The organism is Verticiella alkaliphila, from assembly GCF_018904615.1.
Taxonomy (GTDB): Bacteria; Pseudomonadota; Gammaproteobacteria; order Burkholderiales; family Burkholderiaceae_B; genus Verticiella; species Verticiella alkaliphila.
In genome coordinates, this window is the sequence record NZ_JADCNH010000008.1 from 92,843 (window position 1) to 114,905 (window position 22,063).

Below are 22,063 nucleotides of genomic sequence, written 5' to 3' on the forward strand. Positions count from 1 at the left end.
GGAACGATGCCGGGGACTGACAGCATCACATCGGCGAGGCGATGAGGAAGAAGCGTTGCAGCCAGCCCATGGTCTGGACTTCGTCCATCACGCCCTGGCTGCGGTATTCGATGCGGGCATCCGCCACCTGAGTGGAGGACACGGTGTTGTTGCCGAGGATCGAGCGCGGATCGACCACGCCCGAGAAGCGCACGTATTCGCTGCCGCGATTGATCGCGATCTGCTTCTCGCCGGCGACCTGCAGGTTCCCGTTCGGCAGCACGCCCAGGACCGTCGTGGTGATCGTGCCGCTGAAGACATTGTTGGCGTTGGTGCTGCCGGTACCGTTGGCCGCGTTGTTGCCGGTGAGTTCGGCATCCTGCCCGGTGAGGCCGCTGCCAAACACGCGCGGCACCGCTTCGAACCCGAGCCCCACGGAGCCTGTGCGCGCCGTCGTGGTCGCCACACTCTTGGTGGCGTTGGTGCGCTCGTTGAGCACCACGGTGACGATGTCGCCGATATTGCGCGGGCGGCGATCTTCGAAGAGTGGGTAGTTGCCGTACACGCTGGGCTGGAAGATGGCGCCGTTGGGTACGGCCATCGGCATCTCGCGCGCAGGCGGCGGCGCCGTGAGCGGCCCGGTCACGACCGGCGGGGGCGGAATGATGGCGCAGCCGCTCGCCAGGGCCGAGACGGCACCCAGCAGGGACCAACGCAGCGCGCCCTGACGTCGGCGCGTGACGGAACGATCGGCAGTCATCAGAGCTGGGTGAGACGCGAGAGCATCTGGTCGGAGGTCTGCACGGCCTTGCTGTTGATTTCGTAGGCGCGCTGGGTCTGAATCATGTTGACTAGTTCCTCGGCCACGCTGACGTTGGAAGTCTCGACCCAGCCCTGCAGGACGAGGCCAGCGCCATCCAGGCCGGGCGCGAGCACATTGGCCGGGCCGGACGAATCCGTCTCGACGTACAGATTCTCGCCGGCGCTTTGCAGGCCGACCGGATTGGCAAAGAGCGCCAGCTGGAGTTGGCCGATCTGCACCGAAGTGCCAGCTGCGCCCGGCTGCGTCACGGACACGGTGCCGTCACGGCCGATGGTGAGCTCGAGCGCGTTGTCCGGCACGTTGATGGCAGGCTGCACGACATAGCCACCGGCCGTCACGAGCTGACCGTCCTGGTTGGTCTCGAACGAGCCGTCACGCGTGTAGGCCAGCGTGCCATCCGGCATCTCGACCTGGAAGAAGCCCAGGCCATTGATGGCAACATTGCGGCTCCCACCGGTGTTCTCCAGGCTGCCCTGGGTGTGGATGCGCTCGGTGGCCACCGTGCGCACGCCGGTGCCCACCTGCAGGCCCGTGGGCAGCTGGTTGGCGTCGGTGGCGGCGGCGCCCGGCTGGCGCATCGTCTGGTACATCAGGTCTTCGAAGACGGCGCGCGAACGCTTGAAACCATTCGTGCTGACGTTCGCGAGGTTGTTCGCGATCACGTCCATCTTGGTCTGCTGGGCGTCGAGGCCAGTCTTGGCGATCCAGAGCGAGCGGATCATGGCAATTCTCCTGTGCGTTGCGTCAGCCGTTGGCAGACAGCAGGCGGTTGGCGCGGTCGGCGTTCGCATCGGCGTGCTGCACGACCTTCATCTGCATCTCGAAGCGGCGGCCGTTGTCGATCATGCTGACCATGGCTTCGATGGGATTCACGTTGCTGCCTTCGATCACACCGCTGGCCACCTTGACCTGCGGCGCGAGCGGCAGCGGCTGGCCGGCGTTCTCGCCCGTGGTGCGAAAGAGACCGTCCGCACCGCGCACGAGCGCGTTGACCGGCGGATCGACGAGCTTGATGCGGCCCAGCGCAGCCAGCCCTACGGGTGCATCGCCCGCGCCCAGCGCGGACACGGTGCCGTCGACGCCGACCGTGACGCGTGCGCCCGCGGGCACCGCGATCGGCTGGCCGTCCTCAGAGAGAACGGGCCGGCCCATCGCGGTCTGCAACGTGCCGTCGGCGCCCGTATGCAGGCCGCCGGCGCGGGTGTAGGCTTCGGACCCGTCCACGGCCTGCACCGCGAAGAAACCGTCGCCCTGAATCGCGAGGTCCAGGTCCCGGCCAGTGGTCTGCATGGCGCCCGGCGAGAAATCCGAGCCCGGCGTGGCCGTCACCGTCCCCACGCGCGTGGGCAGGCCTTCGCCCACCAGGGGCACGGAGCGATAGTGCGCGAGTTCGGCCCGAAAGCCGGCCGTCGACGCATTGGCCATGTTGTGCGTGACGATGGCCTGGTGCTCCAGGGTGCGCGAGGCACCGCCCGCCGCGGTGAAGAGGATGCGGTCCATGATTTAGCGCATCTGCATCAGGGTCTGCATGATCTGGTCCTGCGTCTTGATCGTCTGCGCGTTCGCCTGGTAGGTACGCTGCGCGATGATCATGTTGACGAGTTCCTGGCTCATGTCGACGTTGGACGCTTCGACGGCCTGGCCTTTGACCGTGGCCAGACCGTTGCTGCCCGGCTGGCCGAGAATGGCCTGACCGGAGGCCGGCGACTCCTTCCAGCTGTTGCCACCCACGGCCTGCAGGCCCGTGGCGTTGTTGAAGCTCGCCAACACGAGCGTGCCGATGTTGCGGGTCTCGCCGTTGGTGTAGTTGGCGATCACTTCGCCGGTGGTGCCTACCGCAATGCTGGCGAACTCGCCGGACTGGAAGCCGTCCTGGTTGAAGTTTTGAGTGAACGGGCTACCGAAGGACGTGGTGCCGGTGTAGTCCATGGCGACCGTCATTTGGGCCGCGGGAGAGTTGTCGCCGCCCGGGTTGGGAATCGTCAACGTGACGTTATTGTCGGACGTGAGACGGCCATCAGGCGAGAACGTGAAGCGTGCGGTTGTCTGCCAGTCCGTGTAGGGCGTGGCGGCCGTGCCGTTGCCCGCCGCGGTGGTGGGCGCCACCGGCTTGCCATCGACGGTGTAGTACACGTCCCACTGGCTCTGCCCGTCTTCCGCCGGACGCTTCACGTAGTACTGCGTCAGCGAATGCGGATTGCCCAGCGAGTCGTACACCGTCATGGGCGTGGAGTTCGTGAAGCTCGTAGGCACGGACGGGTTGAACGGCACCGTGTCGGGAATGGCATCAGCGCGCGAATCCAGGTTACGCATGAAGGAAATCTTGCTCGTTTCCTTGGGCGGGATGTTGCCCACGGGCACGATCAACTCCACCGGATCTCGGCCGACGCCGCTCGTGATCGAGCCGTCATCATTGATCTCGTCCGCGGGATAGCCCGTCAGGCGCAGGCCCTGCGCGTTGACGATGTAGTTCTCCTTGTCCTTGATGAACTGGCCATTGCGCGAGTAGACGATCTCGCCATTGGAGTTCACGAGGCGGAAGAAGCCGTTGGCGCCGTCGATCGCCATGTCGTACTGGTTGCCGGTGACGTCGATGTTGCCCGTCGTGAAGCGCTGGTTGATCGAGGTCACCTGCACGCCAAGACCGATTTTCGAAGATGCGTACAAGTCGGCGAAGGCGATGCTGCCCGTCTTGTAGCCCACCGTGCTGGCGTTGGCGATGTTGTTGCCGATGACATCGAGGTTTTGCGCAGCGGCGTTCAGGCCGCTCAATGCTTGTCCGAAGCCCACGTGGCTCTCCTTGGATTACAGAACTTTGCGAATGTCGAACAGGCCGAACGAACCAGCCAGGCCGAGGTCCATCTTCATGCCGTCAGCGCCGTACGCCACGCTGTTGACCTTGCCCCAGGTCAGGGCGCCGGCCGTGAGCGAGGCGCCCTCGGCATCCTTGGCGGCCACGACGAGGCGATAAGCGCCGTCCGGCACCACCTCGCCGAGATCGTTCTTGCCGTCCCAGGGGACGGACGTCACGCCGACCGGCTGGGCACCGAGGTCGATCTTGCGCACCGGCACGCCGGCGCCGTCGACGATGCTCACGGTCACGTTGGCGGCCGGGCTCACGACGTCCACGCCGAGCGGCGTGACCACGCCGTTGCCCACGGCGATCTTGTCGCCCGGCACCAGCACCTCCTTGCCGATGAGGCTGGTGGCCTGCAGCGATTGCGAGATGTCCATCTGGCCCGAGAGCGCGAGCAGCGTGTTGTTCAGCTGCGTGATGCCGTTGACCGTGCTGAGCTGCGCGAGCTGCGAGGTGAGCTCCGCGTTCTCCATCGGGTTGAGCGGATCCTGGTTCTTCAGTTGCGTCACGAGCAGGGTCAGAAAGCGGTCCTCGGTCTCGGCCGCGAAGGAATTGCTGCTGCCGGCGGCCGCGCCGAGTGCGCCCGTGAGAGAGTTCGAAGTGTTGACGGTGGTCATGGTGGGAAGCCGGCCTACTGGCCGATGGTGAGCGTCTTCATCATCAACGCCTTGGCCGTGTTCAGCACTTCGACGTTGGCCTGGTACGAGCGGGAGGCGGCGATCATGTTGACCGTCTCGTCCACCACGTTCACATTGGGCATGGCGACGTAGCCGTCACCGTTGGCGAGCGGGTGACGCGGGTCGAACACCATGCGCGCGGGCGAGGTATCGTTGACCACGGCAGCCACCTCCACCCCGCCAATCTGCTGGCCATAGGCTTGGCCAGCCTGCGGCACGGTACGGAACACGACCTGGCGCGCCTGATAGACCTGACCGTCGGGGCCGGCCGCGCTCTCGGCGTTGGCCATGTTGCTCGCCGACACGTTCATGCGCTGCGACTGTGCGGTCATGGCCGAACCGGCCACCTGGAAAATACTCATCAGGGACATGGGATCGATTCCTTATTGTTGGACGGCGCTCATCAGCGACTTGAGGCGAGAGGACAACACGGTGGTGGTGGCCTGATAACGCAATGTGTTGTCGGCGAACGCCACGCGCTCGGCGTCCATGTCGACTGTGTTGCCATCGAGCGACGGCTGAAGCGGCGTGCGATACAGGAGATCCGTGGGCCCCGCGGACACCGCCTTGGCCGGGATGTGGCCCGGCGAGGTCAGGGCAAGCGAGACGTCGGGCAGCCGCGGCACGCGCGAATCGCCGGTGGCGTTGCGCAGCGCACTCGCGAAATCCATGTCGCGGGCCTTGTAGCCGGGGGTGTCGGCGTTGGCGATGTTCGCCGACAGGACTTCCTGACGCTGCGAACGCAACGCCAGGGCCTGCTGGTGAAACCGAAATGCGTTGTCCAGCCTGTCGGCCATGGCATCGAACTCCTGGTGCGGCAAAGGCACCGTGGTGCTGGCGACGGCGCGCCTGCGGACTCTTTCACTGCACGCATCTTAGGTTTGTGCCCGCTTCATCAATGCCGTGAACAAAGCCCGGTTTGAGGGCTTAATCCGGTTGTTGCCCGGCCCCCTGCCCTCCCTACAATCTGGCTAGCCGAATTCCCCGTGCCGCCATGCATCGTTCAGCCTCCCTCCTCGCCCTGCCGCTGCTGCTCGCCGTCTCGGCGCATGCCGCGCCGCTGCAATCGGCCGATGCCGTCACGCAGGTCGTGGCCGCCTATCTGCGCGAACAAGCCACCCATTTCGACGCCACGCCGCAGATCACGGTCGATGCGGCGAGCGCGGCCCGCCAGCCCGCCTGCGACGCGCTCCAGCCGTTTCTCGCCCCAGGCACCCGTCTGCGGCCCCGCATGTCGATCGGCGTGCGCTGCGCGGCGCCCTCGGCCTGGACGGCCTACGTGCAGGCCAGCATCGCCGTGCCGGGTCGTTACGTCGTCACCGCACGCACGCTCGACGTGGGCGACGTGATCACGCAGGACGCTCTGGCCACGCGCGAAGCGGATCTGCTCACCCTGCCGCCCAACGCCCTGTTGCGCGCAGACGACGTGCTCGGCAGCGTGGCCACGCGTCGCCTACCCGCCGGACGCCCGTTGCGTACCGACGCGTTGCGCAGCGCCGATGCGGTGCAGCGCGGCCAGCGCGTACGCCTGCTCGTCAATGGCGCCGGCTTCGTCGCCACCAGCGAGGGCCAGGTCCTCGCTGCTGCCGGGCCCGGCAGCCTGGTGCAGGTGCGCACGGATTCGGGCCAGACGGTCAGCGGCATCGTGCGCGATGCAACGACCGTCGTAGTGCCACTATGAGGGGTGCTAAAGTTTGCGGCATGGCGTCCGTTAATCTGAGCATACCGGTGGCTGGCGCCTTGCCTGCCCGGCCCACCTGCTGGAGATTGCCTTGAAAATCCAACCGAATGCCGTGCCCTACGCCGACGCCGACACGACGAGCTCGCAGGACGTGCGCCGCCGCCCCGCCGCGGCCCCGGCGGCCAACACGACGGATGGCGCGCCGGTCGCCCTCAGTGCACTCTCGAACAGCCTGGCCAAGCCGGACGGCGACATCGACATGGCCCGCGTGGAGGCCCTGCGTGAAGCGATTCGCAATGGCGAACTGCGGATCGACGCCTCGCGGATTGCCGACGGTCTGATCGACAGCGTGCGCGAGCTCACGCAATGAATGCGCCGGTCAGCCTGATCGACGCCCTCGCCGCTGAAACCGCCGCCGTGCATCAGTTCATCGACCTACTGCAGGACGAAGGCCTGGCGCTCGCCGGGCGTTCCTCGTTGGCCGAGATGCAGTCGCTGACCCAGCGCAAGCATGATGCGGCCGACGCGCTGCTGGCATTGGGCGAAGCCCGTGACGCCGCCCTGCAACACGCTGGCTACGTGGCGGGCCACCCGGGCGGCGACGCCGCCGCGGCACAGGACACCGACGTTTTCACTGCCTGGGCCGAGCTGCAGTCCGCCGCGACGATGGCCAAGGCGCTCAACGAACGCAACGGCGACATGATCCATACGCACCTGCGCGGCGCACAGGCAGCACAACGCGCGATTCGCGCCGTCACCGGCAGCGATCTGTACGGCGCGGACGGCCGGCACCCCGGCGGCGCACGCCGCTGACGAAAGTCTGCGCTGGCGGCCGGGTTATCCAGTCCGCCAGCGCGCTTTCCGAGTGCCGTTGTCAGTATGGAGCCAGCGCCAGCAGGCGCCGCGCGACATCCGCCTGCGCATTGTGGGCCACGGCACTGCGTGGCTCACCCCGTCCGGCGATATGCCCGGCAAACCCCAATCCCATCCCGAGAAACCGCGAGGCCACGCTCTCGAGCCGGCTGAAAAGCGCCGGTGCGGCAGCGGCCTGGCCGCCACGCACGAGGATGTGACAGCGCGGTGCAGGTTCACGCGCATGCAGCTGCTTGAGCGTGCCGTAGGCAGCCGTCAGGCCGGCCGCGACCTCGTGCTGGGATTCTGCATCCAGCACCAGCACCATCTCACTCGCGAAAGCGCCGATGCCCTCGGGCGGCAGCGCAGGCGCACTCGTGAGTACGAAGCGCACATCCCCGCCGCAGAGCCAGGCAACGGCATCGGCACTGTCGGCCTGGATGAGCGCGCGCGTCTGTGCCTGCAGTACCGCACCGCCGGGGTATTGGTGGACGAGTCCCAGGGCCGGGGTCACCACCAGACTGGGCGAGGCCTGCTCACCCAGTCGCTCGGCGAGCTGATGCACGAGCGTGTCGCCCGCCGCATCCACCATGGCGAGAATGCGGACAACGGGCCGAGCCATGAGCCGGCGCAGCCCGGCCGCCTGGTCTACCCGCGAACCATTGTCATCGATCAGCATGCGGCTGGCACATCCTCGTGCATGTCCAGCGTGCCGAACACGCGCACCATCTGATCCAGCACCTGCCGGCGGGCGCGGGGCCCGGTGCCTTGCGGCAGACCCAGGGATTTGCCCATGGCGCCCGGGCCCTGGCTCAGATGCCAGGCCGACAATCCAAGCTGCGCTCCGGCCAGCAGGCTACGGGTGAGTGCCGGCAGATCCGCATCCTGCCGCACGCAGGCCTCGATGGCCGTCTGCAGCCAGGGCTCGGCCCGACGGGCTGCCTCGACCTGACTGAGCCAGCGGCCCACGCGGGCGGTCTCGATGTCATCGGCGGATACGTTGGTCAACGCCAGGCCTGGGCGTGGAGCTTGCCGTCGGCATCGACGCAACGCATGGACACCAGACGCAGGCCAAGCGGCGACTGCCCAGGAACGGCAAGTTCCACCGAAGTACCACCGACCCAGCACGTGCACGCCGTGTCGCCCACCCAGACCTCACCCGCCGGGGCGTAGCCCAGCAGCTTGGCCAGGGCGCCGACCGTGATGCGCGTGTCTTCCCACAGCACACGCTGCGGCGCAGGACAGCGGGCCAGCCAGGCCCAGCCATGTGCTTGCCACGCTTGCGCCTGGGCAACCGAGATGCCGTCAAAGCCATGCACCAGGCGCAGGTCCGGCAAGGCGTCATCCAGCCAGGCGGCCCGCGCCGTGGCGGACTCCGCGCCCTGGGCCGGCGGCAACGCTTCCGTCGCGAAGGTCGCCATGACGCCGTTGGCCGTAACGAGATGACGGGCGGGCGCAGCGAGCGGTGCGCCCTGCTCGGACCACAGTACGGACCCCGGCGTGGCCCGCTCGGCACCCGACACGGGCGCGGTGCGTGCACGGCCGTGCCAGGCGAGGACGTACCGCCCAGCTGCCTGCGTAGCGTGATCGCGTACGTCCGCCAGCATCAGGTCAGTCAGCGCACCGGCTTCGCCGTTGTCGTGGAAATGTCGCCAGACCTGGCGCGTGAGTCCAGTCGTACGATCCGCCGCCAGCTCGGTGAGCCGCTGGGCCGCCGCCGTGTCGCCCCCACTGTCCAGGCCGCCCAGGGCGGCCCGCAGGTGACGTTGCCGGCGTGCCAGGCGCGCGGGATCGTCTGTCACCGGGGCCAGCGCCTGACCCGCCTGGCCCCACACTGCGGCGAGATCCGCTTCGGTCGGCGCGAAGAGCGCGGATGCAGCACCCGACAAGGCACGGGCGACGAGTGCGGGCGCATTGGGCTGGGCGACGTTCTCCGGCACGCGCTGGCCGTCGGACACGTAGTGAATGGGCAGACGATGCCGGATCGCGATGTCCAGCGCCGCACCCAACTGGCGCGCCTCGTCGATCTTGGTGAGGATGCACCCCGACAGGCCACCGGCCTCGTCCTGGCGATAGGCGTGTGCGACCTCGTCCAGCGTGTCGCCATGGCTGGCGGCGTTGAGCAGCAGCAGTCTGCGCACGGGTCGGCCCGCCGCGCACAACAGGGCGGCCTGCTCGGCCAGATTGCGGTCGCGCTGGCTCATGCCCACGGTGTCGATCAGGACGACATGCTTGTCCTTCAGTTCGCGCAGGGCATGCTGGAGCTGCTCACTATCGTTCACCGCCAGCACCGGCACGCCGAGAATACGGCCATAGATGCGCAGTTGCTCATGCGCCCCGACGCGAAAGCCGTCCGTGGTGAGCATGGCCACGCGATTGGCGCCATGGGCCATGACCCAGCGCGCCGCGAGCTTGGCGGTGGTGGTCGTCTTGCCAACGCCGGTGGGCCCGATCAGCGCAAACACCCCGCCTACGGCAAACATGGCGGACTCGTCATGCGACACCGGCAGGCGCTTGGCGAGCTCATGCCGGACCCATTCCAAGGCATCGTCGCGCGTCGAGCCCGCCGGCACGCGGGTCGCGAGTGCCCGTGCGATCGCCGCACTGAAGCCGGCGCCGAGCAAGGTGCGATAGACCGCCAGGCCAACGGGGGATTCAGGCGCCTGCTGGCGCCACAGCAGGCCGTCGATGCGCTCACCGAGGCTATTCTGCAACGCATCGATGGCGCGCAACACGGCAGGAGGCTCAGCGCCTGAGGCTGCGGGCGCCATCATCGGAGCCCGGACCGGCGCTGTCGAAGCGAAGGGTGCGATGGATGCGGACGTGGCTGCAGCCGCGGCCGGGGCCATGGCTGCAGGTGCCGTGGGTGAGGCTGGGTGCGGGGACGGCGGCGGTTCCGTGATCCGGGCTGCCACGACGCCGGCGCCAGCGGCATCGTCCACTGCCTCGGCAGCGCGGCTTCCAGGCAGCGTGCCGCCGGATGCCGCTTCGGGCCGAGTCGGACGCAGCGTCGGTGCCGCCTGCGCGGCCGGCGCCATATCGCCGAACCGAGGGGCGAGTCCGTCAGCCTCGAGCTCGGGCGCGCGCATGCGTGGTGGCATGCCCGGCACGCGGAACTGCGGCAGGAAGTCGGCATCTTCAGCGTCGGCAGGCGGCGCAGAGCGCGCCTGCGGGAGCTGGGCCCCGGCCTCTGCCTGGGCCTGCGCCGCGATCAGCTGCTGCAACCGGGACGGCGCCGGGGAGACGGGTATCGCGGGTGCTGCCGTCGGGGCCGCAAACGCCGGTATCAATGGTGCTGTGGCCGGCGCCGCACCGGGCTCGCCCAGCGGGCGACGCGGCGGCGGTGGCAAGGCCGCGGCCGCCGCGGCATCGTCGTTCGTGGCAACAATCTCCACGCCGCCGTCCACCTCGCGGTTGGAGACGATCATGGCGTCGGCGCCCAGCGCCTCGCGCACGCGGCGCAGGGCCTCACGCGAGGTGGCGCCCAGGAATCGGGTCAGGCTCATCGGGAATTGCCGCCCATGACGGCGGTCACGCGAATACTGCGGTCATCGGGAACTTCAGCATTGGCCAGCACCGTGAGTTGCGGCAGGTGCAGGCGTAGGAAGCGGGACAGCGACGCGCGCACGGGCTGCGACACCATGAGCACTGCGGGATCGCCCGCGGCTTCCTGCTTCTGCGCGGCGGTCTCGGCCTCGCGCAGCAGGCTTTCGGCCAATCCGGGCTCGAGCGCACCGCCCGCCCCCATGGCCTGGGTCAGCACGCGCTCCAGATGGGCATCGAGCGCGATGACGCGCATCTCGCCATGCCCGGGGAAGAGTTGCTGGGTGATCGAGCGGCCCAGCGCGCGGCGCACCAACGCGATCAGCTCCTGCGGATCGGGCGTCGCGCCGTTGGCTGACAGGCGCGGCGCATGCTCGGACAGCACGTCGATGATGCTGCGCATGTCACGGATCGGCACGTTCTCCAGCAGCAGGCCCTGCAGCACCTTCTGCAGCGTGGTGAGCGTGACCGTCTTGGGCACCAGGTCCTCGGTGAGCTTGGGCGCATCCTTGGTGATGCGCTCGATGAGCTGCTGGACTTCCGTGCGACCAAAGAGCTCCGCGGCGTGGCGGTGCATGAGGTGGTTCAGATGCGTGGCGGCGACTGTACTTGCATCCACCACGGTGTACCCAGCCATTTGCGCCATGTCGCGCTGGCTCTCGTCGATCCACACCGCGGGCAGACCAAACGCCGGGTCGGTCGTGGTCGTACCCTGCAGCGGCGCGCTCGCGCCGCCCGGATCAATAGCGAGCCACATGCCGGGCGTCGCTTCCCCGCGCCCTACTTCCACGCCGGAGAGCAGGATGCGGTACTCAGCGGGCTTGAGTTCGAGGTTGTCACGGATATGCACCACGGGCGGCAGAAAACCGACGTCCTGCGCGAACTTCTTGCGCAGGCTGCGGATGCGCTGCAAGAGCTCGCCACCCTGCGTCATGTCGACGAGCGGAATCAACCGGTAACCCACCTCCAGGCCCAGCGGATCGACCATCGCCACGTCGTCCCACGACGCTTCAGCCGCTGCAGCCGTCGCGACCTCGGCCGCAGCTGCGGCCTGCGGTTGGGCTTGATCTTCCGCCGCCGCGGCTGCGGCGAGCTGACGCTTGCGCACGGCTTGTCCGAGTGCCGCCATTCCGAGCGCCAGCGTGAGGAACGCGAAGTGCGGCATGTTCGGAATGATGCCGATCAGACCCAGCACGCCCGCGGTGATGAAGATGACGCTCGGGTTCGAGAAGAGCTGGCTGGCCATCTGCTGGCCGATGTCCGTGTCCGTGGCCACGCGCGAGACGACGACGCCGGCCGCGGTGGAGATGACCAGCGCCGGGATCTGACCGACGAGGCCATCACCGATGGTAAGCAGCGTATAGGTGGTCGCCGCGTCGCCAGCGGACATGCCGTGCTGCATGATCCCCACGATGAGGCCGCCTACGATGGTGATGGCCATGATGATGAGGCCGGCCACGGCATCGCCACGCACGAACTTGCTTGCACCATCCATCGAACCATAGAAGTCCGCTTCTTCGGCGATCGTACGGCGGCGGTTGCGGGCTTCTTCCTCACCGATCAAGCCAGCGTTCAGATCAGCATCAATCGCCATTTGCTTGCCAGGCATGGCGTCCAAGGTAAAACGCGCGCCCACTTCGGCGATCCGGCCGGCGCCCTTGGTGATCACCATGAAGTTGATCACGATGAGGATAAGGAACACCACGATCCCGACGGCGAAGTTGCCGCCCACCAGGAAGTGGCCGAAGGCCTCAATCACCTGGCCAGCCGCGTCAGGCCCTGTGTGTCCATGCAGCAGAATCACCCGAGTGGAGGCGACGTTCAGCGACAACCGCAACAGCGTCGCGAAGAGCAGCACTGAGGGAAACGCCGCGAAGTCCAGAGGCTTGGTCGTGAACATTGCCACCAGAAGCACCATGATGGCCAGGGCAATGTTGAACGTGAAGAACATGTCCAGCAGAAAGGGCGGCAGCGGCAACACCATCATGGCAAGCACCATGACGATGAGCAGCGGCCCTGCGATCAGCCGGGCGTTGGACGCGCCATGGGCGCGAAAGGCGGACAAAAAAGCGTTCATGCCGTTCCCATGCGGGTATCGAGTTCAGCGGGCACGGCGAGCGCCGTGGGCCGCGACGGCTCAATGCCGCCTTCGTTGCGCCAGAGTCGTAGCTGGAACACCCAAGCCAGGACTTCCGCAACCGCGGTATAGAGCGAGGCCGGGATCTCGGCCTCGACTTCGACGTGGTGATACAGCGCACGCGCAAGCGGCGGCGCTTCCAGCAGCGGCACGCGGTGCTCCGCGGCGAGTTCGCGGATGCGCGCGGCGATGAGACCCGTTCCCTTGGCCACCACGCGGGGCGCACTCGACTTGCCCTCTTCGTAGCGCAAGGCCACGGCGAAGTGCGTCGGGTTGGTCACCACCACGTCGGCATCGGGAACAGCGGACATCATGCGGCCTCGGGCCATCTGGCGCTGCTGCTGGCGGATTCGCGCCTTCAAGTGAGGATCGCCGTCGGATTCCTTGTGCTCCTGACGCACGTCTTCCTTGGACATGCGCAGCTTCTTGTTGTGGCTCCAGATCTGGTAGGGTGCATCGAACCCGGCAACGAGCACCAGCGAGGCCACGATCACGCCACAGCAGATGGCCACCAGGCGCAGCGACTGTGCGAGCGCTGCTGCGGTCGGCAACTGCATGAGCGAGAGCATTTCGTCAATGAAATGCCGCAGTGTGAAGAACGCCACGGTGCCGACGAGCAAAGCTTTGGCAATCGCTTTGAGCAACTCGATCAGCGTGTTCGCCGAGAAGATACGGCCCAAACCCTTGATCGGGTTCAGCCGGTTCAGGTCCGGCTGCAGGGGTTTGCCCACAAAGAGCAGTCCGCCTAGTGCCACGGAAGCGCCAATTGCGACGAGAGCCAGCATGCCGAAGATCGGCATCATCGTGAACAAGGCGTGCCAAGCCTGAGCTCCCGCACCTTCCAGCATGACCCGCGTATCGAACCCGACACGGGCATCGAAGGCCAACGCATGGTGCAGAACCTGGGTGAGACCACTGCGGATCCAGTCGGCACCAAGCCAGAGCCCGGCCACGCCCGCCAGCAGCATCATGAACGTCACCAGCTCGCGCGAACGCGGCGTCTGGCCTTCTTCGCGCGCCTTCTCCAGGCGCCGCTCTGAGGCTGGTTCTGTTTTCTCGAGGTCGCTGTCGTCGGCCATGCGGGTTCCGGGCGCCGCCCGCTCGCGCGGGCGCGGCGGCATCGGGCCGCCAAGGTACTGCGCCGGATTCTAGGCCGCCTCGCGGCCGGCCGATGGCGGGAACAAGCCGCCCAATGCAAGACAATTCCCGGGATCGGCCTGAAAGGGCCCGCTCGCGCCCTCGGGACTAGGCGGGCACCATGGCAATGCCGGTGCGCGTGAGTCGCTCGTAGAATTCGTAGCCGGTGCCGCGCACGACCCGCAAGGGCAACCTCACGCCGGCGCGCGCTGCCTTCTTGCGCAGGCGGCTCACGACCATGCTGATGCGGTGCGTGCCACTTTCCCCCGCCTCGCCCGCGCGAGCGGCGCCGTCGATCGCGCGGGCGATCGCATCGCGCGAGACGACGTCGCCCGCAGCCTCGGCGAACGACGCGATCAGGCTGCGCTCACCCTGGCTCAGATCCAGCTGCACGCCCGAGGGCGACACGAGCACCCAGTCGTCGGTCGTGAGCCACCACTGCCGCTGACGCGACGCGGATGCGTCGTCTGCGCCCATGTCCATGCCACGCTCGGCGCCGAAAGACGGGATCGGCGCGAGAATGCCCTGCGCGGCGGGTGCTGCGCCCAGGCGGCGACTCACCCCAAGGATCACCGCGGCGAGCTCCCGTGCGACCAGCGGCAGATTCACGCAGGCATCCGCGCCCGTCAGGAGGGCATGCACGCGCACGTCGGCCTGGGCCGCATCGGTGAGCACCACGATGCCCACCGTGCTGCGCGCCCGCAGACGCGCCACGGTGGTGAGCACCGCTTCCGGTGCCGCACCCGCGTGCAGTACGCACAGATCGACCGCTCGCTGGGCCAGGATGGTGCCAAGCTCTGCCGGCGACTCGGCAGCAGACACCTCGAACCCGAACGGCGTGAGCGCCGTGAAGAGGCTCACGCGCATCTGCACGTCTGGCGTGAGAAACGCCACCCGAATCACAAAAGGCGCTGCCGTGCCTGGCATCCAGCCCGTCGGGGCCCCCGCCATCGGTGCGGCGAACTCAAAACCCGAGACTCGCGAGCAGATCGTCGACCTGGTCCTGCCCCGTCACCACGTCGCCGGCCTTCTGCGGGTTGACCTGCGGCCCGTTAAGCAGACCCTGGGCTTCCTGACGCTTCTCCTGAGGTACGTTGTCCAGCAGCACCTGCAGGAGCTCGCTCTCGATCGCGCCGATCACGTCCATCATCTTCATGATGACCTGTCCGGTGAGATCCTGGAAATCCTGCGCCATCATGATTTCCATGAGCTGGCTCTGCGTCGCCCGTGCCGATTGCGGCACACTGCCCAGAAAGCCGCGGGTGTCGTCCACCAGTTCACGGGCTTCGGGCAGTTCCAGTGGCTTGTCGAACCACTGCTGCCACCGGGCGTCGAGCGCGCTCGCGTCGCTGGCCAGCTTCTCCTGGATGGGCTGCGCCACCTCGGTCGCGTTGAGCACGCGGTGCGCGGCCTTCTCCGTCATGTTGGCCACGTAGCGCAGGCGGTCCCGCGCATCCGGAATGGCCTGGGCGGCCTCCTGGATGGCACGGTCCAGCCCGAGTTCGCGCATGCTGTCGCGCAACATCCGGGTCATCTGACCGATGCGCATCAACAGGTCGTCGGCCGCTTCCGGCGAGTTCAGTTGAAAGATGCCGGCTTGGTCCTGGGTCACGATGGTCTCCTGTGGGCGCGCGCCCTTACTGGCCGAGTTTCTCGAAGATCTTGTTGAGCTTCTCTTCGAGCGTGGCGGCGGTGAACGGCTTGACGACGTAGCCGTTGGCGCCGGCCTGCGCGGCCGCGATGATGTTCTCCTTCTTGGCCTCGGCGGTCACCATCAGGACCGGCAGCTTGGACATGTTCGGGTCGGCACGAATCTGCTGCAGCATCGACAGGCCGTCCAGATTGGGCATGTTCCAGTCCGAGACCACGAACTCGAAGCTGCCGTTGCGCAGCTTGTCGAGGGCCATCTGGCCGTCCTCGGCCTCGTCCACGTTCTCGAAGCCAAGTTCCTTGAGCAGGTTGCGCACGATGCGGCGCATGGTCGGGAAGTCGTCGACGACCAGGATCTTGAGGCTCTTGCTTACCATGGGGTATTGCTCCAGAAATAAGGTGGCGGGGCAGACCCGCCACGAATCAAACTCGGTTGGCGCGTTCGCCGAAGGCGGCGAGATTGGCGAGCACACGCTCGCTCATGCCCGACAGCGGCACGACTTCATTGACGCCCCCGGTGGCGATGGCTTCTCGGGGCATGCCAAAGACGACGCAACTCGCTTCATCCTGCGCGAGGGTGCGGGCGCCGGCCTCGTACATGGCGAGCATGCCGTGGGCGCCGTCCTTGCCCATCCCGGTGAGGATCACGCCGATGGCGTTCTTGCCGGCCACGCGGGCCGCAGAATCGAAGAGGACATCCACGGAGGGACGGTGACGGTTGACGGGTGGCCCCTGGTCCAGCTCGATCACGTAGTTCGCCCCGCTGCGGGCAAGCCGCATGTGCATGTCGCCCGGTGCGATGTAGGCGTGTCCCGGCAGCACGCGCTCGCCATGCGTGGCCTCGGCCACCGTGAGTGCACACACCTGATTCAGCCGCTGGGCGAACGAGCGCGTGAAGCCGGCCGGCATGTGCTGGGTGATGAGCACGCCCGGCGTGTCGGGCGGCAGCGGCTGCAAGAGCGCGCGGATGGCTTCGGTGCCGCCGGTGGAGGCGCCCACGATGATGAGTTTCTCCGTGCTCGAGAGCGGCCGCTTCAATTGCGCGGGAGGAGCGACCGGTGCCGTGACGGCGCGCGGACGCGCGCGCGAGGCCGCGCGAATCTTGTCCGCGATGAGGTTCGCGTACTCCATCAGGCCATCGCGGATGCCGAGCGAGGGTTTCGCTACGAAGTCCACTGCGCCCAGCTCCAGCGCGCGCAAGGTGATCTCCGAGCCGCGCTGCGTGAGCGAGGACACCATCACCACCGGCATCGGCCGCAACCGCATGAGCTTTTCGAGGAAGTCCAGGCCGTCCATGCGCGGCATTTCGACGTCCAGCGTCAGCACGTCCGGGTTGTGGCGCTTGATGAGCTCGCGCGCGACCAGCGGATCGGGCGCCGTGGCGACCACTTCCATGTCGGGCTGGCCATTGATGATCTCGGTCATCAAGCCACGCACGAGGGCCGAATCATCCACGCAGAGGACTTGGATCTTTCGGGAGGCAGACAGAGACATCAGGAAGCTTCCTTCTTCGCAGGCACGCCGAACAACTCGACACGCGGGGCAGACGATGGCTTGGCCGGCGCCAAAGAGTTCCACCCGGGGAGCAGGCATGACCTTGGGCAGCGCCTCGCGCAGCGCCTGCTCACGACGCGCGACGACCTCGTCGCTGCGCTCGGACACGATCTTCTTCTGCAGGACCTTGCCGGTTTGGGGAAAGAAATTGATGCGCCGCGCATGCACGCCGCGCAGGTCCTGGGCGAGCACCGGGATCTGTTCGAGCGCGAGGTACTCGAGCACGAACTGCGCATTGCGCTCGCCGATGTTCAGCTGGCGCATCTGGTCGATGACCGCGCCGCCGCCGAACACCTTGGCTTCGAGCCGCTCACGCCGGGCGCCGGCCTTCAGCATCTCGTTGATGAGCAATTCCATCGCGAACGCCCCGTAGCGCATCGAGGCGGAGGTGATGCGGTCGGGCTCGTCGCTGCCGGGCAGCATGAAGTGATTCATGCCGCCCAGACCGGCCTGCGCATCGCGCAGGCAGGCCGCCACACAGGAGCCCAGCACCGTGCTCAGCACGATCGGCTCGCGGGTGACGAAATACTCGTTGGGCAGGAGTTTGACCACATCGCAGCCGAACCGGCTGTCGTAGTGGCGGTGGGTGGCCAAGGCCTTGATATCCTCAGTCATGCCGACACCTAGACTCGCTCGTAGACCGTCTGCCCGCGCAGCTGGAAATCCTGCGTGACGTAGGTGAAGTTCTCGGAATGGCCGGCAAAGAGAAGGCCGCCCTTGACGGTCCAGCGCGCAAGCCGCTGCAGGATCTGGGCCTGCGTGGGCTTGTCGAAGTAGATCATCACGTTGCGACAGAACACCACGTCGAATGGCTTGTCGAGCTCCCACCGCTCGTGCAGCAGATTGAGCGGCTCGAACGTGATGAGCTCGGCCACTTCCGGGCGCACGCGCACCATGCCGGACTGTCGCCCCCGCCCCTTCAGGAAGAAGCGCTGCAGGCGTGCAGGCTCCATCTTGGCGACCCGCTCGGCCGGGTACACCCCGGCGCGCGCGCGCTCGAGCACCTGGGTGTCGATGTCGGTGGCCAGCACGCGGCTCGACGCCGCATGTCGCCCGAGCGCCTCGAGCAGCGTGATGGCGATGGTGTAGGGCTCCTCGCCGGTGGAGGCAGCCGAACACCACACATTGACCGGCCGGTTGAGTTTGGCCACGTACTCCGCGAGCACGGGGAAGTGATGCGGCTCGCGAAAGAACGCTGTCAGATTGGTCGTGAGCGCATTGACGAAGGCTTCCCACTCGGGCGCATCGGGACGCGCCTCCAGCGGCGAGAGGTAGCTGTCGAAATCCGTCAGGCGCAGGGAGCGCAACCGACGCGAGAGCCGGCTGTAGACCATCTCCCGCTTGTGCTCGCCAAGCGAGATGCCGGCCCGCGCATGGATGAGTGCGCGGACCCGGCGAAAGTCCGCCTCGGTGAAGGCGAACTGCCGCTCGATATGGGTGTCGCCTGGTGCGACGACAGCGTCGAACATGGTGCCAGTCTCAGTGAGGTCAGCCAGCCAATGCCGGGGTCAGCCCCCCGGGCAGCCCCCCGGGACCCGTGTCGGACCGGGATGACGCCGCACCGCGCAGGGACTGCTGCGCCGCCACGTCGATGACTTCGGACTCGTTCACCTTGAACGCGGCCACCGCGGCCTGCAGACGGCCCGCCTGCTCTTCCAGCGAGGCGGCGCCTGCAGCAGCCTGCTCGACGAGCGCTGCGTTCTGCTGGGTCACCTCGTCCATCTGCGTGACGGCGCGGTTGACCTGCTCGATCCCGCTGGACTGCTCGTCCGAGGCGGCGGAGATCTCGCCCATGATGTCCGTCACGCGCTGCACCGCATTGACCACTTCCTGCATCGTGGCACCGGCGCGGGCCACGAGCTCGCTGCCGCGATCGACTTCCGTGACTGACGTCTGGATGAGCTCCTTGATCTCCTTGGCCGCTTGCGCGCTGCGCTGGGCGAGGCTGCGCACTTCGCCTGCCACCACGGCGAAGCCCTTGCCCTGCTCGCCGGCGCGGGCGGCTTCCACGGCGGCGTTCAGCGCAAGAATGTTGGTCTGGAAGGCGATGCCGTCGATGACCGAGATGATCTCGGTGACCTTGCGTGAACTGCCGGCGATGCTCGCCATCGTCTCGACGACCTGCCCGACCACCTCACCACCCTGCACGGCCGTGCCTGAGGCGCTGGCCGCGAGCTTGTTGGCCTGACGGGCATTGTCGGCGTTCTGCTTCACGGTGGCAGCGAGCTGCTCCATGCTCGCGGCGGTCTCTTCCAGCGAGGCGGCCTGCTCTTCCGTCCGGCTGGACAGATCCGAGTTGCCCGCAGCGATCTCACGCGAGCCGAAGTTGATCTCTTCCACGCCCTGGCGCACCGTGAGCACGGTACGACCCAGCCCTTGCTGCATGCGCTGCAAGGCGAGCATCAGCTGCCCGATCTCGTTCTGGTTCTTCACCTCCACGCGCGAGGTGAGATCGCCCGCGGCGATGCGGTCGAACTGCGCACCCACCTGCTTCAGCGGATTCAGCACGCGACGGCCCAGGAACATCCGGGCAAAGATGGTGAGCAGCAGGCCCAGAAGGATGGCACCGCCCACGGCGGCGATCGCGAGATCGCGATTGCCGGCAGCCGTGGTCTGCAGATCGGTCCGGTACTGGTCGATGTAGGCCACGAACCGCCCGATCGCCGCCACGAACGCGTCGCCCCGCGGTTGACCGTACTCGGTGTTGATCATGTAGAAGCTCGCGTAGTCGCCGGACGCGAGCGCATCCACCATGGTGTCCACACCATCGTCGATGTAACTGCGGTAGGCACGCAGCACGTTCATGTAGAGCGGACGGCCCACTTCATCCTGCAGCGGATTGGCCTGGAACTGCGCAAACGTCTTCTTGGCCTGATCGACCGAGGCCTTGGCGTTGTTCACGAACGTCTCGGCCGCACGCGCGTCGTTCTCCTGGCGCTCGCGGGCCGAGGCCAGCAGGGCGATCCGGGCGTTCTGCAGCGACGCGTTGATGGAATTCGCCTCGCTCGCACGACCGTTGACGTACTCGAGCTCCTCGAGCGACTTGAAGGATTGCTGCAGGAAGACCACGGCCATGCCGCCCACGACGAGCAGCAGGCCCATGAAGAGCACCAGCACGAGCATCAGCGAGGCTTTCACGGAAAAGCCGCGCGGGCGCGGACCCGCGTTGGTCTGTGTCGCCTTGTTTGTCTTTTTTCTCAGTTTCATTGTCGCCGTCCGGGGTGGTTCAGAAAGATTCCCAATCGTCGTCAGACGGAGCCTGACGAGCGGCGGGGCGTGCTGCGGCGCGCACGGGCGCGGGCTCGACGGCAGGTGCTGCAGACGCAGCCGGCCGGTTCGGTGTCTTGACGATGGTGCCGGCGTTGGAAGCGGCGGCCGTGCCAGTGGCAGGGCGGGTCGCCGCACGTGCAGCGACGGTGCGCGTGGCCGACGGCGCAGCAGCGCGTGCGGTGCGCGTGGCGGCCGGCTTGGCCGCGGGGGGTGCCAGGGCACTGGCACGTCGGGTCACAGGTGCCGGCGCAGGCTCAGCCGGTGCCTCCGTCCGCGGCAGCGCGACCTGGGTGGCACGTGAAAGCGCTGCGCCAGCCGCCGGCGCCTCGGCATCGATCGTGATGCCCGCGCCAGCACGCCCTTCCAGGCGGAACGCAGCCACGGCCACGTCCAGCGCTCGCGTCTGGGCCTCCAGCGAGGCCGCCGCCGCGGCGGCCTGCTCGACCAGTGCCGCGTTGTGCTGCGTCATGTCGTCCATGTCCGCCACGGCGCGGTTCACGCTTTCGATGCCGCCGGACTGCTCCACCGACGCACTGGAGATCTCGTTGATGAGATCACTCACGCGACGCACCGATTGCACGATGTCCTGCATCGTGGTGCCGGCCCGCTCCACCTGCTGCGAGCCCTCGCCCACCTTACGGGTGGATTCGGCGATGAGATCCTTGATTTCCTTGGCGGCATGCGCACTGCGCTGGGCGAGGCTGCGCACCTCGCCTGCCACCACGGCAAAGCCCTTGCCCTGCTCGCCCGCCCGCGCGGCCTCCACGGCGGCGTTCAGCGCAAGGATGTTGGTCTGGAAGGCGATGCTGTCGATGACGCCGACAATCTCCTCGACCTTCTGCGAGCTGCTGGCGATCTCGCGCATCGTGGTGACGACCTGCCCCACGGCCTCGCCCCCGCTGGCAGCCACGTCAGAGGCGCCGCTGGCGAGCTGCGTCGCCTGGCGGGCGTGATCGGCATTCTGGCGCACGGCCGCGGCGAGCGACTCCATATTGGACGTCGTCGCCTGCAGCGCACCGGCCTGCTGCTCGGTGCGCGTGGACAGATCGGCGTTGCCGGCCGCGATCTGGCGCGCGCCGGTGCTGATCTGCTCGACCCCGAGACGCACAGAGGAAACGGTGCTCGCCAGGCCGCGCTGCATGCGCTGCAGGGCACCAAGCAATGCGCCGATCTCGTTCTCGGACGTCACGTCGATACGGCTGGTGAGATCGCCCTGGGCGATGCGGTCACAGAGCTGGCTCGCGTCGCGCAGCGGGCGCACCACCTGGCGCTGCAGCACCCAGCGCATGGCGATGATGAGCAGGACGACGAAGATGAGCGCCACGACGATGGACGCGCGCACGAAGGTGTAGCGGCTGGCCGCACCATCCAACAGGCGCTGGGCTTCGGCGTCGGAATAGCGTACGAAGGCATCGCGCGCAGTTTCCAGGCGCGTGCCGGCCGGGCCCAGACTCGCCAGGCCGGATGCGATGGCGGTCGCGTTGCCCCCTTGCAGGGCCGTCTGCAGGGTGGTCACGGCACCGAGGTAACCGTCGAGGGCATCGGCCGCCGGTCGCATGAGGGCCAGGCCTGCTTCGGACAGCGGTGCCTTGCGGGCTTCTGCCAGCGCCGAGCGTGCCTGCGCAATCAGCGGTTCGGCACGCTGCAGTTCGGCCGCGGGCACCGGCGACTGCGCAGCCGCGCCGCGCAGGACGGCACCGCCACGCACGGCATACAGCGTGGCCGCCGTGAGGCGGCCCTCGCCCTGACCATGCACCACGTCGAGCGCGTGCAGAGCTTCGTTACCGGCGCGCACACCCAGCCCGCCGATCGCGCTGCCCACCGCGATCATGCCGCCCAGCAGCAACAGCACCAGCAACAGCAGCGTGCTGACCTTCATCTTCTTGAGCATGTCTCTTCCGGC

General features: G+C 67.6%; 22 protein-coding genes and 1 pseudogene. 3 read left to right on the plus strand and 20 right to left on the minus strand.

The features are described 5' to 3' along the window. Positions 1 to 25 precede the first annotated feature (25 nt). The 7 genes from IMZ29_RS08135 to flgB are packed head-to-tail and all read right to left on the minus strand — an operon-like array spanning position 26 to position 5,133. Complete coding sequence (locus IMZ29_RS08135; protein WP_216182622.1) at positions 26 to 739, minus strand: flagellar basal body L-ring protein FlgH; 714 nt, start codon at positions 737 to 739, stop codon at positions 26 to 28. Next, on the minus strand, positions 739 to 1,524 hold the full coding sequence (flgG, locus tag IMZ29_RS08140; protein ID WP_216182624.1) for a flagellar basal-body rod protein FlgG: 786 nt from the start codon (positions 1,522 to 1,524) through the stop codon (positions 739 to 741). Before flgG ends, IMZ29_RS08135 begins: the two co-directional genes overlap by 1 nt. A gap of 22 nt (positions 1,525 to 1,546) precedes the next feature. Then, positions 1,547 to 2,302 (minus strand): flagellar basal body rod protein FlgF, encoded by a 756-nt coding sequence (locus IMZ29_RS08145; RefSeq protein ID WP_216182626.1) that lies wholly within the window; start codon positions 2,300 to 2,302, stop codon positions 1,547 to 1,549. A gap of 3 nt (positions 2,303 to 2,305) precedes the next feature. After that, positions 2,306 to 3,592, minus strand: coding sequence for a flagellar hook protein FlgE (gene flgE / locus IMZ29_RS08150; protein ID WP_216182628.1), 1,287 nt, complete (start codon positions 3,590 to 3,592; stop codon positions 2,306 to 2,308). Between the two features lie 15 nt (positions 3,593 to 3,607). After that, a complete protein-coding gene (locus IMZ29_RS08155; protein WP_216182630.1) occupies positions 3,608 to 4,276 on the minus strand; it encodes a flagellar hook capping FlgD N-terminal domain-containing protein in 669 nt (222 codons plus the stop codon). A 14-nt stretch (positions 4,277 to 4,290) separates the two neighbouring features. Then, entirely contained in the window at positions 4,291 to 4,707 is a 417-nt protein-coding gene (flgC, locus tag IMZ29_RS08160; RefSeq protein ID WP_216182632.1) for a flagellar basal body rod protein FlgC, read from the minus strand. 12 nt (positions 4,708 to 4,719) lie between these two features. Next, positions 4,720 to 5,133, minus strand: coding sequence for a flagellar basal body rod protein FlgB (gene flgB, locus IMZ29_RS08165; RefSeq protein WP_216182634.1), 414 nt, complete (start codon positions 5,131 to 5,133; stop codon positions 4,720 to 4,722). Positions 5,134 to 5,330: 197 nt separating this feature from the next. Here flgB and flgA point away from each other — a divergent pair, with 197 nt between their 5' ends. The 3 genes from flgA (at position 5,331) to IMZ29_RS08180 (ending at position 6,830) form a co-directional block, all read left to right on the plus strand. Next, a complete protein-coding gene (gene flgA / locus IMZ29_RS08170; protein WP_216182636.1) occupies positions 5,331 to 6,017 on the plus strand; it encodes a flagellar basal body P-ring formation chaperone FlgA in 687 nt (228 codons plus the stop codon). Between the two features lie 91 nt (positions 6,018 to 6,108). Beyond that, positions 6,109 to 6,387 (plus strand): flagellar biosynthesis anti-sigma factor FlgM, encoded by a 279-nt coding sequence (gene flgM / locus IMZ29_RS08175; protein ID WP_253206959.1) that lies wholly within the window; start codon positions 6,109 to 6,111, stop codon positions 6,385 to 6,387. Continuing rightward, entirely contained in the window at positions 6,384 to 6,830 is a 447-nt protein-coding gene (locus IMZ29_RS08180; RefSeq protein ID WP_216182638.1) for a flagella synthesis protein FlgN, read from the plus strand. Before flgM ends, IMZ29_RS08180 begins: the two co-directional genes overlap by 4 nt. Positions 6,831 to 6,891: 61 nt before the next feature. On the opposite strand, the gene IMZ29_RS08185 is transcribed toward IMZ29_RS08180, so the two are convergent. The 13 genes and pseudogenes from IMZ29_RS08185 to IMZ29_RS08240 form a co-directional block, all read right to left on the minus strand. Next, on the minus strand, positions 6,892 to 7,548 hold the full coding sequence (locus IMZ29_RS08185; protein ID WP_216182640.1) for a MinD/ParA family ATP-binding protein: 657 nt from the start codon (positions 7,546 to 7,548) through the stop codon (positions 6,892 to 6,894). Further along, positions 7,542 to 7,877, minus strand: a complete 336-nt coding sequence (locus IMZ29_RS08190; RefSeq protein WP_216182642.1) for a hypothetical protein — start codon at positions 7,875 to 7,877, stop codon at positions 7,542 to 7,544. The genes IMZ29_RS08185 and IMZ29_RS08190 overlap by 7 nt, the downstream gene beginning before the upstream one ends. Beyond that, the gene (gene flhF, locus IMZ29_RS08195; RefSeq protein ID WP_216182644.1) at positions 7,874 to 10,375 is read right to left on the minus strand and encodes a flagellar biosynthesis GTPase FlhF; all 2,502 of its coding nucleotides are present in this window, start codon (positions 10,373 to 10,375) and stop codon (positions 7,874 to 7,876) included. Before flhF ends, IMZ29_RS08190 begins: the two co-directional genes overlap by 4 nt. Next, positions 10,372 to 12,489: a flagellar biosynthesis protein FlhA gene (flhA, locus tag IMZ29_RS08200; RefSeq protein WP_216182646.1), complete on the minus strand. Its 2,118-nt coding sequence runs from the start codon at positions 12,487 to 12,489 to the stop codon at positions 10,372 to 10,374. Before flhA ends, flhF begins: the two co-directional genes overlap by 4 nt. Next, positions 12,486 to 13,628 carry a flagellar biosynthesis protein FlhB gene (gene flhB, locus IMZ29_RS08205; RefSeq protein ID WP_216182648.1) on the minus strand — a complete coding sequence of 381 codons (1,143 nt, stop codon included), beginning with the start codon at positions 13,626 to 13,628 and terminating at the stop codon, positions 12,486 to 12,488. The genes flhA and flhB overlap by 4 nt, the downstream gene beginning before the upstream one ends. 166 nt (positions 13,629 to 13,794) lie before the next feature. Beyond that, positions 13,795 to 14,547: a response regulator transcription factor gene (locus IMZ29_RS23255; RefSeq protein ID WP_216182650.1), complete on the minus strand. Its 753-nt coding sequence runs from the start codon at positions 14,545 to 14,547 to the stop codon at positions 13,795 to 13,797. A 103-nt stretch (positions 14,548 to 14,650) separates the two neighbouring features. Continuing rightward, positions 14,651 to 15,298: a protein phosphatase CheZ gene (gene cheZ / locus IMZ29_RS08215; RefSeq protein ID WP_371820169.1), complete on the minus strand. Its 648-nt coding sequence runs from the start codon at positions 15,296 to 15,298 to the stop codon at positions 14,651 to 14,653. A 25-nt stretch (positions 15,299 to 15,323) separates the two neighbouring features. Beyond that, the gene (gene cheY / locus IMZ29_RS08220) at positions 15,324 to 15,713 is read right to left on the minus strand and encodes a chemotaxis response regulator CheY (RefSeq protein WP_216182652.1); all 390 of its coding nucleotides are present in this window, start codon (positions 15,711 to 15,713) and stop codon (positions 15,324 to 15,326) included. A gap of 46 nt (positions 15,714 to 15,759) precedes the next feature. Further along, positions 15,760 to 16,830, minus strand: a complete 1,071-nt coding sequence (locus IMZ29_RS22655) for a protein-glutamate methylesterase/protein-glutamine glutaminase (protein ID WP_253206966.1) — start codon at positions 16,828 to 16,830, stop codon at positions 15,760 to 15,762. A gap of 78 nt (positions 16,831 to 16,908) precedes the next feature. Beyond that, positions 16,909 to 17,505, minus strand: a pseudogene (cheD, locus tag IMZ29_RS22660) (chemoreceptor glutamine deamidase CheD); the annotation flags it as partial. 8 nt (positions 17,506 to 17,513) lie between these two features. After that, positions 17,514 to 18,359 carry a CheR family methyltransferase gene (locus IMZ29_RS08230; RefSeq protein WP_216182656.1) on the minus strand — a complete coding sequence of 282 codons (846 nt, stop codon included), beginning with the start codon at positions 18,357 to 18,359 and terminating at the stop codon, positions 17,514 to 17,516. A 19-nt stretch (positions 18,360 to 18,378) separates the two neighbouring features. Continuing rightward, positions 18,379 to 20,097: a methyl-accepting chemotaxis protein gene (locus IMZ29_RS08235; protein WP_216182659.1), complete on the minus strand. Its 1,719-nt coding sequence runs from the start codon at positions 20,095 to 20,097 to the stop codon at positions 18,379 to 18,381. Between the two features lie 19 nt (positions 20,098 to 20,116). Continuing rightward, complete coding sequence (locus tag IMZ29_RS08240) at positions 20,117 to 22,051, minus strand: methyl-accepting chemotaxis protein (RefSeq protein WP_216182661.1); 1,935 nt, start codon at positions 22,049 to 22,051, stop codon at positions 20,117 to 20,119. Between the last annotated feature and the right edge of the window lie 12 nt (positions 22,052 to 22,063).